At 62.2% G+C, this 11,795-nt stretch carries 10 protein-coding genes; all 10 read left to right on the top strand.

The features are described from left to right. Positions 1-385: 385 nt before the first annotated feature. The 10 genes from CAF76_RS01860 to argE all read left to right on the top strand — a co-directional run bounded on the left by CAF76_RS01860 (position 386) and on the right by argE (position 11,780). Complete coding sequence (locus tag CAF76_RS01860) at positions 386-1,054, top strand: haloacid dehalogenase type II (protein WP_039768553.1); 669 nt, start codon at positions 386-388, stop codon at positions 1,052-1,054. Between the two features lie 32 nt (positions 1,055-1,086). Next, positions 1,087-2,361: an FAD-binding oxidoreductase gene (locus tag CAF76_RS01855; RefSeq protein ID WP_085610317.1), complete on the top strand. Its 1,275-nt coding sequence runs from the start codon at positions 1,087-1,089 to the stop codon at positions 2,359-2,361. Positions 2,362-2,455: 94 nt separating this feature from the next. Beyond that, on the top strand, positions 2,456-4,093 hold the full coding sequence (locus CAF76_RS01850) for an ABC transporter substrate-binding protein (protein ID WP_085646609.1): 1,638 nt from the start codon (positions 2,456-2,458) through the stop codon (positions 4,091-4,093). A gap of 47 nt (positions 4,094-4,140) precedes the next feature. Continuing rightward, positions 4,141-5,097, top strand: a complete 957-nt coding sequence (locus tag CAF76_RS01845) for an ABC transporter permease (RefSeq protein ID WP_039768548.1) — start codon at positions 4,141-4,143, stop codon at positions 5,095-5,097. Next, positions 5,094-5,969, top strand: coding sequence for an ABC transporter permease (locus tag CAF76_RS01840; RefSeq protein ID WP_039768547.1), 876 nt, complete (start codon positions 5,094-5,096; stop codon positions 5,967-5,969). The genes CAF76_RS01845 and CAF76_RS01840 overlap by 4 nt, the downstream gene beginning before the upstream one ends. Position 5,970: 1 nt before the next feature. Beyond that, positions 5,971-7,812, top strand: a complete 1,842-nt coding sequence (locus tag CAF76_RS01835) for an ABC transporter ATP-binding protein (RefSeq protein WP_085646608.1) — start codon at positions 5,971-5,973, stop codon at positions 7,810-7,812. After that, positions 7,809-8,117 (top strand): (2Fe-2S)-binding protein, encoded by a 309-nt coding sequence (locus CAF76_RS01830; RefSeq protein ID WP_039768543.1) that lies wholly within the window; start codon positions 7,809-7,811, stop codon positions 8,115-8,117. The genes CAF76_RS01835 and CAF76_RS01830 overlap by 4 nt, the downstream gene beginning before the upstream one ends. Next, positions 8,099-9,475: an NAD(P)/FAD-dependent oxidoreductase gene (locus CAF76_RS01825; protein WP_085646607.1), complete on the top strand. Its 1,377-nt coding sequence runs from the start codon at positions 8,099-8,101 to the stop codon at positions 9,473-9,475. Before CAF76_RS01830 ends, CAF76_RS01825 begins: the two co-directional genes overlap by 19 nt. Continuing rightward, the gene (locus CAF76_RS01820; RefSeq protein WP_085646606.1) at positions 9,472-10,626 is read left to right on the top strand and encodes an FAD-binding oxidoreductase; all 1,155 of its coding nucleotides are present in this window, start codon (positions 9,472-9,474) and stop codon (positions 10,624-10,626) included. Before CAF76_RS01825 ends, CAF76_RS01820 begins: the two co-directional genes overlap by 4 nt. Further along, a complete protein-coding gene (argE, locus tag CAF76_RS01815) occupies positions 10,623-11,780 on the top strand; it encodes an acetylornithine deacetylase (RefSeq protein ID WP_085646605.1) in 1,158 nt (385 codons plus the stop codon). The genes CAF76_RS01820 and argE overlap by 4 nt, the downstream gene beginning before the upstream one ends. Positions 11,781-11,795: the final 15 nt, after the last annotated feature.

Genomic DNA, 11,795 nt, shown 5'->3' with positions numbered 1-11,795 from the left:
GCGCAGCCTCGTCGCTCACGGCGCTGGATGCGCTTTCAATTGCTTCAATCAGTACCGGACAGACCTGCGCCGCAGCAACTGATGCCACGGCTGCGATGGGGCGCAGTTTCTGCGGGCAAAGTCGATGCCCGAAGTCCAAAGCGGCTGATAAAGGTCCATAAGTGCGCATAAACCGGGGCTTTGCCCAAGGCTGGAGCGCACCGCAAAGTCTGCTGAGCGGCGTGACCAAAACGGTGATTTGTATCGAACGGAGGTCGCTTTTAACGCCATCTGCTGATTTCACGGTGTTGTAATGACGGTGTGCTGCAGCGTTGCATCGCTACTGCGCAAACCAGGCAAATGCTTGTAGCGCCATTGACCTCAACGAACTTCAGGAACGCACTCAATGAGCTTTCTTCGCCCCAAATTCATTACCTTCGACTGCTACGGAACGCTGACCAATTTCCACATGGGCACGATGACCCGCGAACTCTTCGCCGATCGCGTTCCCGCTGAGCAGATGGATCAGTTCGTCAAGGATTTCTCGGCCTATCGCCTCGATCAGGTCATGGGCGACTGGATGCCGTATGACGAGATTCTCAAGACCGCTCTGGCGCGTACCTGCAAGCGTTGGGGAATCGAATACCGCGAAGAAGGCCAGCTGTATTACGACGCCGTTCCGACCTGGGGCCCGCACCCGGACGTACCGGCCGGCCTGTCGAAAATCGCCGACAAGATTCCCCTGGTGATTTTCTCCAACGCCAGCAACAGCCAGATCATGTCCAACGTCGAAAAACTCGGCGCACCTTTTCACAAAGTCTTCACGGCCGAACAGGCACAAGCCTACAAACCACGTCTGGCGGCGTTCGAGTACATGCTCGACAACCTCAACTGCGGCCCGGAAGACATCTTGCATGTGTCCTCCAGCTTCCGTTACGACCTGATGCCGGCCCACGATATGAAGATCAAGAACAAGGCCTTCGTCGCCCGTGGCCACGAAGTACCGGGCAATGCCTTCTACAGCTACCACCAGATCCCGGACATCGGCGGTCTGGCCGCACTGGTCGGCCTGTAACGACATCCTCATTGGCAAAGGCGGGATTGAACATGGGCAGTGAATCCTACTGGCTCGACAGCGCACCGGCCTTCACCGGCGCACAGCTCGGCGGTTTGCCCGGGCAAGTCGATGTGGCCATCGTCGGTGGCGGTTTCACCGGGCTGGCGGCGGCCCGGGCCTTGGCGCTCAAGGGCGCCAGTGTGGTGGTGCTGGAAGCCGGGCGCGTGATCGGCGAGGCTTCGGGACGCAATGGCGGGCAGTGCAACACGGGGGTGGCGCAGGATTACGCCAGCCTCAGCGCCAGCCTCGGTGCCGACCGGGCCAAAGCCTATTACCAGGCTTACGAAAGTGCCGTGCAAAGCGTTGTCTCGTTGGTCGAGCAGGAGCAGATCGCCTGTGACCTGTTGCGCAACGGCAAGCTGAAACTGGCGGCAAAACCGCTGCACTACGAAGGGCTGGCCCGCACCTGCGAGCTGATTCGCAACGAAGTCGATGCCGATGTTGAATTGCTGTCTGCCGAACAGACCCGCACCGAAGTCAACTCTGCGCAGTTCCATGGCGGCCTGCTGCAGCGCAATGGCGTGCAGATGCACGTCGGGCGTTTCGGCGTCGGTCTGGCAGAAGCGGCGGTGCGTCACGGCGCGCTGATCCATGAGGGCACCTCGGTGCTCGACTGGAAAGCCCGGGCTGGTGGTTATCAGGTCAACACCAGCAAGGGATCGCTGCACGCCGGGCAGGTTCTGCTGGCGACCGGTGCCTGTCAGCACGGTGGTCTGGGCTGGTATCGGCGGCGGATTGTGCCGGTGGGCAGCTTCGTCATTGCCACCGAGGTTCTGCCGCGGGCGCTGATCGACCAGTTGCTACCGGGGCGCCGCGCTTATGTCACCAGTCGAATGATCGGTAACTACTTCCGCCTGACCCCGGACAACCGCCTGCTGTTTGGCGGGCGCGCGCGGTTTGCCATGTCCGACAGTGTCAACGATGCCAAGAGCGGCAAGGTGCTGCAGGCGGCAATGATCCAGATGTTTCCGCAACTGGCCGGCGTCAGGATCGATTACTGCTGGGGCGGCCTGGTAGACATGACCTCCGACCGTTTGCCGCGAGCCGGCCAGCACGGCGGCGTGTTCCATTCGATGGGCTACAGCGGCCACGGCGTGCAGATGTCGGTGCACATGGGGCAGGTGATGGCCGATGTGATGGCGGGCAATGCCGAGGCCAACCCCTGGCGTGAACTCGACTGGCCGGCGATCCCCGGGCATTTCGGCAAGCCGTGGTTCCTGCCTTTCGTGGGCGCCTATTACCGCTTTCAGGACTATTTGCATTGAGCTGATGCTGTGGCTTTACCGTCGTTTGCGTTTCCAGGACGTTCCGGCCAACCGGAACACTTGAGCCTTCTTAATTTCGACAGGTAGCACTGAAATGACTGATCACAAGAACGACTCACCTCTGATCTCGGGCGAAGAAAGCCTGCGGGTGTTCGAAGGCCTCAATCGCGGCATGTCACGCCGTCACGCGTTGCAAATGCTTGGTGTGGCCGGTGTAGCGGCTGCCGGCGCCGGCAGCCTGTTTGGTGCCGCCGGCAAACTGTTGGCCGACGATACGGCGACGCCGGGCAAAGGCAAGCCGGGTGGGCGCATACGTGTCGCCGGCATATCCAGCTCCACCGCCGACACCCTCGACCCCGCCAAAGGCGCGCTGTCCACCGACTATGTGCGGCACTACATGTTCTACAACGGCCTGACCCGTTTCGACGCGCACCTGGTGCCGCAACTGGAACTGGCCGAGCGCATCGATAACACCGACGCGACCCTGTGGACGATCACCCTGCGCAAGGACGTGACTTTCCACAACGGCAAAACCCTCAGCGCGGCGGACGTGGTGTTCTCGCTGTCACGACACAAGGATCCGCTGACCGGCTCCAAAGTCATGCCGCTGATGGAGCAGTTCGCCGAAATCAAGGCCACAGGGGCCAACGAAGTACAGATTCGCCTGACTGCACCGAACGCCGAATTGCCGTCGATTCTGGCCGTCTCGCATCTGCTGATCGTTCCCGAAGGCACCACTGACTTCAACCAGGGCATTGGCACCGGACCGTTCAAGGTCAAGGAGTTCAAACCGGGTGTACGTTCGGTCGCCGCACGCAACACCGGCTACTGGAAGCCTGGCCTGCCGTACCTCGACGAAATCGAATTCATTGCCATCGGCGACGAGCCGTCGCGGGTCAACGCGCTCCTGTCCGGCGACGTGCACATGATCAACGAGGTCAACCCGCGCTCCACCGACCGGATCAAGGCCAGCGCCAAACACCGGGTCGTTGATGCGCCGTCGGGCAACTACACTGATTTGATCATCCGTCAGGATCAGCTGCCGGGTCAGAACGCCGATTTCACCCAGGCGATGAAGTACCTGCTCGATCGCGAACAGATCAAGTCGGCGGTGTTTCGCGGCTTTGCCGTGGTCGGCAACGATCATCCGATCGCGCCCGGCTCGCGCTACTACAACAGCGACCTGCCGCAAACAGTCTACGACCCGGAAAAAGCCAAGTTCCTGCTGAAAAAAGCGGGCATGGAAAACATCAGCATGGAGCTGTTTGCGTCGCCTGCCGCAACGGGTTCCGTCGATATCGCAGTGCTGTTGCAGCAGTCGGCCAAACAGGCCGGGCTCAAACTCGACGTCAAGCGCCTGCCGAGCGACGGCTACTGGTCCAACCACTGGATGAAGCACCCGATCAGCTTCGGCAACATCAACCCACGCCCGAACGCCGACGTGATGTTCTCGCAGTTCTTCCAGTCGAAGGCGCCGTGGAACGAGTCCGGCTGGAAGAACGAACAGTTCGATCAGTTGCTGATGCTCGCCCGCGGCGAAACCGACGATGCCAAGCGCGGCAAGATGTACGCGGACATGCAGACCCTGGTGCACGACCACTGTGGCATCGGCATACCGGTGTTCATCAGCAACATCGACGGCGTCGATCAACGGATCAAGGGCTACGGCAGCAACCCGCTCGGCGGCTTCATGGGTTACATGTTCGCCGAGCAGGTCTGGCTGGACGCTTGAACAGAGCCGTCGAAATGAACGGCAAGCCAGGTGCAGGAGGGTAGGCGATGAATAGCAGCACACTGTGGTTGATCGGTCGACGGCTGGGCGCCGCGATCGTGACTTTGTTGATCGTATCGATGGTCGTGTTCGCGATCACGGCGGTATTGCCTGGAGACGCGGCGCAACAATCCCTTGGCCAGTTTGCCACTCCGGAACAGGTGGCGGCGCTGCGCCTGAAACTGGGGCTCGATCAACCCGGTGTGGTGCGTTACCTGCACTGGTTGATGAGCCTGCTCAGTGGCGATATGGGCGTGTCGGTATCCAACGCGATGCCGGTCGTCGAGCTGATGGCCGGGCGCGTGCCCAACACCTTGATGCTGGCGGCCGCCACCGCGCTGGTGTCGGTGCCGGTGGCGCTGGTTCTCGGCATCGGCTCGGCGATGGGCCGGGGCGGGCGGATCGACAGTGTCCTGAGTTTCACCACCCTGGCCATGGTCGCGGTGCCAGAGTTTTTGGTGGCGACCCTCGCGGTGCTGATCTTTGCGGTAAACCTGGGCTGGTTGTCGGCGCTGTCCTATGCCAGCGACATCACTTCACCGTGGCAATTCATGCGCACCTACGCCTTGCCGGTGATGACGCTGTGCTGCGTGATCGTTGCGCAAATGGCGCGGATGACACGCGCGGCAGTGATCGACCAGCTCGACAGTCCCTACGTGGAAATGGCCCGGCTCAAAGGCGTCAGTCCGATGCGCATCGTACTGCGTCACGCTTTGCCCAATGCCATCGGGCCGATCGCCAATGCGATTGCGCTGAGCTTGTCGTATCTGCTCGGCGGGGTGGTGATTGTCGAAACCATCTTCAACTATCCCGGCATCGCCAGCCTGATGGTCGATGCCGTGACCAACCGTGACATGGCACTCGTGCAGGCCTGCACCATGTTGTTCTGTACGGCTTATCTGGGTCTGGTGCTGATTGCCGACCTGTGCGCGATTCTGTCCAATCCGAGGCTGAGAAACCAATGAACAATCTCATTGTGAAATCGACGCCCGCAGCCCCCGATCTGTCAGCCGGCAAGGTGTCTCACGGGCCCGCGTGGCTGGGACTCATCGGCGCCGCCATCTGCGTTATCTGGCTGCTGGTCGCGTTGTTCGGCCCGTGGCTGGCGCCGCATCCGGTCGGCGAGGTGGTCTCGGGCAACGTGTTCGACAACATCAGCGCGGTGTACCCGTTCGGCACTGATTATCTGGGCCGCGACATGCTCAGCCGGGTGCTCGTCGGCGCTCGCTTCACCGTGGGCCTGGCGTTGATTGCGGCAGTGCTGGCCAGTGCGCTGGGCACCGGTTGCGCGCTGCTGTCGGTGGTGTCGCCGAAATGGCTGGACGAAGTGATCAGCCGCTTGATGGACGCCTTTATCTCGATCCCGAGCAAGATGCTCGCGTTGATCATGGTCTCGGCGTTCGGCTCTTCAGTGACGCTGTTGATCAGCACGGCAGTGTTGAGCTTCGCCCCGGGCGCGTTCCGTATCGCCCGCAGCATGGCGGTGAACATCGAAGCGCTGGAGTATGTGCAGGTCGCCCGAACCCGTGGCGAGCGGCGCTTGTACATCGCGTGCGTGGAGATCCTGCCGAATATGCTCAACCCGGTGCTGACTGACCTGGGCTTGCGGTTTGGTTTCATCGTGCTGCTGCTCAGCGGCATGAGTTTTCTCGGACTGGGCGTGCAACCGCCGGATGCCGACCTCGGTTCGCTGGTGCGGGAAAATATCGGCGGCCTCAATCAGGGTGCGCCGGCCATCGTCATCCCGGCGCTGGCCATCGGCACCCTGACCATCGGCGTGAATCTGTTTATCGACAGAGTGTCGTCGCGACGCAGTCGCCGCACGGGAGGCCATTGAAATGACCCAATTGATTCGAGTTGAAGACCTGCGCGTGGTCGCTTGCGGCGAACACGGGGAAACCGAAATCGTCAAAGGCGTAAGCTTTGCCCTGGAACAAGGTGAAGTGCTGGCGTTGATCGGCGAATCGGGCTCGGGCAAGACCACCATTGCCCTCGCTCTGCTGGGGTATGCCCGACGGGGCTGTCGGTTGTCCGGCGGCGTGGTACAGGTCGGCGAGCACAACATGCTCGCGCTCAGCGAGCAGCAATTGCAGGGCCTGCGCGGTAATCGGGTGTCGTATATCGCGCAGAGCGCTGCGGCGGCTTTCAACCCGGCGAAGAAGCTGATCGACCAAGTGGTGGAGGGCGCCTTGATTCACGGCCTCGGCACCCGCGCCGCCCTTGAGGCCAAGGCCATTGAACTGTTCCGCGACCTGGCCTTGCCGGACCCGGATCACATCGGCCAGCGTTACCCGCATCAGGTGTCCGGCGGGCAACTGCAGCGGGTGATGGCGGCAATGGCGCTGATCAGTGATCCGTTGCTGGTCATCCTCGACGAACCGACCACGGCGCTCGATGTGACGACCCAGATCGACGTGTTGCGAGCGTTCAAACGCGTGGTGCGTGACCGTGGCGCGACAGCGGTGTATGTGTCCCATGACCTGGCCGTGGTGGCGCAAATGGCCGATCAGATTGTCGTGCTCAATGGCGGTCAGATCTTCGAACAAAGCGCCACGGCGGCGCTGCTCAAAGGCCCGCGTCATGACTACACCCGCAGTTTGCTGGCCGCCGCGCGGCCGGACACGACGATCCGCCCACCTGGCGGTATTGCCGAAGAAACCCCGCTGCTGACCATTCGCGGCCTGACTGCCGGTTACGGCAACAAGAATACCCAGGGCATGCCGGCCATTCGTGTACTGGAAGACATTGATCTGACCGTGCGCCGGGGCCAGGCGATTGGCGTGATCGGCGAGTCGGGTTCGGGCAAGTCAACGCTGGCCCGCGTGGTGGCCGGCCTGCTCACGCCGGCATTGGGCGGGCTGACCTTTGACGGGCAACCGCTGGGCGGTTGTCTGGCCGAACGCAGCGACGAGCAATTCCGGCGGATCCAGATGGTGTTCCAGAACGCCGACACGGCGCTCAATCCGATGCACAGCATCAGCACGATTCTGAGTCGGCCGCTGAAAATGTATTTCAACCTCAAAGGCGCGGCGTTGCGCGAGCGTATCGGCGAATTGCTGGATCTGGTGCGCCTGCCGCGAGCCCTGGCCGAGCGTCGTCCGAGCGAGTTATCCGGCGGGCAGAAACAGCGGGTGAACCTGGCGCGGGCACTGGCGGCCAAACCCGATCTGATCCTCTGCGATGAAGTGACCTCGGCGCTGGACACCGTGGTCGGTGCCGCGATTCTCGAATTGCTCCGCGACTTGCGTGAGCAGCTCGGCGTGTCCTACCTGTTCATCAGTCATGACATCTCCACCGTGCGCGCGCTGTGCGATGACGTGGTGGTGATGTACAGCGGCCACAAGGTTCAGGCCGGCAGCCGCCAGTCGTTTGCGCAGGCACCATTCCATCCCTACACCGATCTGTTGATTCACTCGGTGCCGGAGCTGCGCCAGGGCTGGCTGGAAACCTGCGGGACGACTTGCGGCGAACTGCCGCCCATCGGGCCCAAAGCCAATGTCGCCGAACTGTGCACTTTCCTCAATCGCTGCCCGGTGCGCGTCGATGGCCTGTGCAACCGTACGGCACCCAACCGCCGAATCATCGACGGTGGCAGTGAAATTCTTTGCCACCACGACAGCGTCGAACTGCTGAAAACCCAGCGGGACGTGACCACCTTCAATCAGGGAGCCTATGCATGAGTGCTCGTTTTGTGAGACTGGCCGAGCAGGGCCGGGTGACCGTCGGGTTGACCGTGGATGGCGTGCCCATCAAGGCGTTGCAGGGCGACACATTGATGGTCGCATTGCTCACTCAGGGCAATGCGCTGCGCCAGTCGGAGTTCGATGCCGGTCGACGTGCCGGGTTCTGCCTGATGGGCGCCTGCCAGGATTGCTGGGTGTGGACGCGCAGCGGCGAACGTCTGCGTGCGTGCTCCAGTGAAGTCCGTGAAGGGCTGGATCTCGTCACCACACAACCGGAGGCGACATGGCCACTGCACGGGTAGTTATCGTCGGCGCCGGCCCTGCGGGGATTCGCTGCGCCGAGACGTTGGTGAAGGCCGGCATCAAGCCGGTCCTGATCGATGAAAATCGCCGCGACGGCGGCCAGATCTATCGGCGCCAACCCGAAGGTTTCACCCGCGACTACCGCGCGCTGTACGGCACTGAAGCGGCCAAGGCGCGCGACCTGCACGAGAGTTTCGAGCGCTTGCGCCCACACATCGATTACCGCCCTGACACGCTGGTGTGGAATCTGGTGCCCAGGCAGTTGTGCTGCGTCAGTCAGGGGCACCATACGACGGTGGACTACGACGCACTGATCCTCTGCACCGGCGCCACGGACCGTTTGATGCCCATTGAAGGCTGGCAGCTGGCGGGCACCTACAGCCTCGGCGGGGCGCAGATCGCGCTCAAGTCGCAGGCGGTTTCCATCGGCCATCGCGTGGTGTTCATGGGCAGTGGTCCACTGCTGTATCTGGTGGCCAGCCAGTACGTGAAGGCCGGCGCCAACGTCGCTGCGGTGCTTGATACATCGCCGATGAGCAAACGCATTGTGGCGCTGCCGAAGATGCTCGCGCGGCCCGGGGTGTTGCTCACCGGGATGAAACTGTTGGCGCAGTTGTATCAGGCGAAAATACCGGTGCATCTGGGGATCAAGCCGGAGCTGATATCGGGAGATGCCACCCACGGCGTCAGTGGTGTGCGCGTGCGCTCAGCCAAGGGCGAAACCCTGGACATCGATTGCGATGCCGTGGCCCTGGGGTATCACTTGCGTCCGGAAACCCAGCTGGCCGATCTGGCCGGGTGCCGCATGCGTTTTGATGAAGCGTCCGGCCAATGGTGGCTGGCGCTTGATGAAGAGGGCCGCACGTCGGTCAGCGGTGTGTATGCCGCCGGCGACGGGGCAAAGATCCGCGGTGCCGATGCGGCTGAACATGCCGGACGTCTGGTGGCGATGGCGCTGCTGGAGGATCAGCAACAACCGGTGGATGCCGGTTTGCGCGCAGAGCAACGGCGTGCACTGGCGGTGATGGATCAGTTCCGCCTCGGTCTGGCGCAGGCATTTCCCTGGCCCGCCGAACAGGCCGGGGCGTTGCCGGATTCGGCGATCGTCTGTCGCTGCGAAATGATCAGCGCGGGCGAACTGCGCCGTACGGTCAGTGAAAAGGGCGCGTGTGAAGTCAATCGGGCCAAGGCTTTCAGTCGGGTCGGCATGGGCCGCTGCCAGGGCCGCTACTGCTCGCAGGCCGGCGCCGAAGTGATTGCCGCTGCGGCCGGTGTCAGTGTGCAACAGGTCGGCCGCCAACGCGGTCAGGCCCCCGTCAAACCGTTGCCGATGGTCATCATCGAGGAGCCGTCATGAACCCGCAGAAAAGTGATGTATTGATTATCGGCGGCGGCATCATGGGCGCGGCGTCAGCGTTTTTTCTGCGCCAGCGCGGACACTCCGTGACCCTGCTCGAGCGCGACCAGATTGGCCAATACGCCAGCGGCGTCAATTTCGGTAACGTACGGCGTCAGGGTCGTTATCTGGGGCAACTGGAATTGGCCAACCGTTCCTTTGCGCTGTGGAAGCGCTTGCCGGAGCTGATTGACGACGATCTGGAGTTCATCGCCAGCGGCCACATGCGCGTGTGTTACCGCGAAGACGAAATTGCCGAGCTCGAAGCGTATGCCGCTGCGCCGGAAGCAGCGCAACTGGATCTGCAGGTCTATCGCGGCGCTGAACTGCATCGGCGCTTTCCGTTTCTTGGGCCGGACGTGAAGGGGGGCTCCTACGCGCCGCACGACGGTCACGCCAACCCGCGTCTGGCGGCGCCGGCATTTGCCCGGGCGGCGCGGCGGATCGGTGCGCGTATCGAAGAACAGACCGAAGTGGCCCAAGTACAGAAAACCGCAGGCGAGTTCAGCGTCACCACCACCGATGGCCGGCAATATCGCGCCGCACAACTGCTGATCACTGCCGGCGCCTGGGGCGAGAAACTGTCCGCGCAGTTCGGCGAACCGGTTCCGCTGGACACCCATGGCCCGCAGATGGCGGTGACGGAACCGGTGCCGTACGCCTTGCCGACGGTGATCGGCGTGTTCACCAAGATCCCTGAGGAAGTCATTTATTTCCGGCAGATTCCGCGCGGCAACATCATCATTGGCGGCGGCTATCGCAGCAAACCGGACATGCTCAATCGTCGCGCTTATGTCGAGCCGCGCAGCATCCTCAACCAGATCCGGCAAATGCGCCGACTGCTGCCGGGTGTCGGCAATCTGAACATCATTCGGGTCTGGAGCGGCATCGAAAGCTATCTGCCGGACTCGCTGCCGATCATGGGGCCAAGCGGTACGGTCGATGGCCTGTATTACGCGTTCGGCTTCTGTGGCCATGGCTTCCAGTTGGGGCCGGGCGTCGGTGACGTCATGGCTGAATTGATCAGTACCGGCAGTACCTCCACGTTGATTGAACCCTTTTCCATACGCCGGTTCGCCCCCATGGCCGAACAACGGAGCAAAGCCTCATGAAACCCCGTGTACTGGAGATTCTCAAACGATTGATTGCGTTCGATACCGTGTCGTCGGAATCGAACATGGCGTTGATCGAGTACGTTCGCGAGTTGCTGCTGAGCAAGGGCATCGAGTCGCTGATCGTCAAGGACGAAAGCGGCAAGAAGGCCAATCTGTTTGCCAGTACCGGTCCGAAAGACCAACCGGGCATTCTGCTGTCCGGACACACCGACGTGGTGCCAGCAGCGGGGCAGGCGTGGACGGTTCCACCGTTCCAGCTGACGCAGCAGAACGGGCGGGTTTACGGGCGCGGCAGTTGCGACATGAAAGGCTTTATCGCGCTGGCCATCGACGCGATGCTTGACGCTGCTGAACATTCCCTCAGCCGTCCGCTGCAACTGGCGCTGTCACACGACGAGGAAATCGGCTGCGTTGGCGTGCGGCGTTTGCTCGATGTGCTGCATCTGGCGCCGGTGCGGCCGTTTCTGTGCCTGATCGGCGAACCGACCAACATGCAGTTTGTGCTGGGGCACAAGGGCAAGGGCTCGTACCGCACCTATTGTCGGGGGCTGGAGGCGCATTCTTCGCTGGCGCCGCGCTCGGTCAACGCGATCCACGTGGCCTGCGATTTCATTGCAGCGTTGCGTGAATCCCAGCGCCAATTGCAGGAGCAGGGCGCCCGGGATGCCGATTACGACGTGCCTTACACCACTGTGCACGTCGGCCAGATCGGCGGTGGCCGGGCGCTGAATATCGTGCCGAATCTGTGCACGGTGGATTTTGAAGTGCGCAATTTGCCGGCCGATGATCTGGAACAGATTCTCGCGCAGATGCAGGAGCGTGCTGAGGTGATCGTGCGCGAGGCGCAGAAGCTCTCGAGCGTGGCGGCCATCGAGATTGAAACGGTCAACGTCTACCCCGGACTGGACACCCACCCGAGCGTCGAAGCGGTACGGTTCCTGAAAAATTTCGCGGCGCCGGATACCGCGACGTCCAAGGTTTCGTTCGGTACGGAAGGCGGGTTGTTCAAGCAGCGTCTGGATGTGCCGGTGGTTGTCTGTGGGCCCGGATCGATCGAGCAGGCACACAAGCCGGACGAGTTTATCGAGATCAGCCAGATGGAGGCGGGGGAGCGCTTTCTGGATGGCCTGCTCGGTTCGCTGAAACGATAGAAAACAGCAGTTCTG

The sequence above is a fragment of the Pseudomonas sp. B40(2017) genome, from assembly GCF_002112855.1.
GTDB classification, from domain to species: domain Bacteria; phylum Pseudomonadota; class Gammaproteobacteria; order Pseudomonadales; family Pseudomonadaceae; genus Aquipseudomonas; species Aquipseudomonas pharyngis.
This window is presented reverse-complemented; position numbering and strand designations above follow the sequence as displayed.

Excerpts from the sequence above, each read along its gene's own strand:
- CAF76_RS01860 (WP_039768553.1), top strand. The coding sequence starts at position 386 with ATGAGCTTTCTTCGCCCCAAATTCATTACCTTCGACTGCTACGGAACG.
- CAF76_RS01855 (WP_085610317.1), top strand. The coding sequence starts at position 1,087 with ATGGGCAGTGAATCCTACTGGCTCGACAGCGCACCGGCCTTCACCGGC.
- CAF76_RS01850 (WP_085646609.1), top strand. The coding sequence starts at position 2,456 with ATGACTGATCACAAGAACGACTCACCTCTGATCTCGGGCGAAGAAAGC.
- CAF76_RS01845 (WP_039768548.1), top strand. The coding sequence starts at position 4,141 with ATGAATAGCAGCACACTGTGGTTGATCGGTCGACGGCTGGGCGCCGCG.
- CAF76_RS01840 (WP_039768547.1), top strand. The coding sequence starts at position 5,094 with ATGAACAATCTCATTGTGAAATCGACGCCCGCAGCCCCCGATCTGTCA.
- CAF76_RS01835 (WP_085646608.1), top strand. The coding sequence starts at position 5,971 with ATGACCCAATTGATTCGAGTTGAAGACCTGCGCGTGGTCGCTTGCGGC.
- CAF76_RS01830 (WP_039768543.1), top strand. The coding sequence starts at position 7,809 with ATGAGTGCTCGTTTTGTGAGACTGGCCGAGCAGGGCCGGGTGACCGTC.
- CAF76_RS01825 (WP_085646607.1), top strand. The coding sequence starts at position 8,099 with ATGGCCACTGCACGGGTAGTTATCGTCGGCGCCGGCCCTGCGGGGATT.
- CAF76_RS01820 (WP_085646606.1), top strand. The coding sequence starts at position 9,472 with ATGAACCCGCAGAAAAGTGATGTATTGATTATCGGCGGCGGCATCATG.
- argE (WP_085646605.1), top strand. The coding sequence starts at position 10,623 with ATGAAACCCCGTGTACTGGAGATTCTCAAACGATTGATTGCGTTCGAT.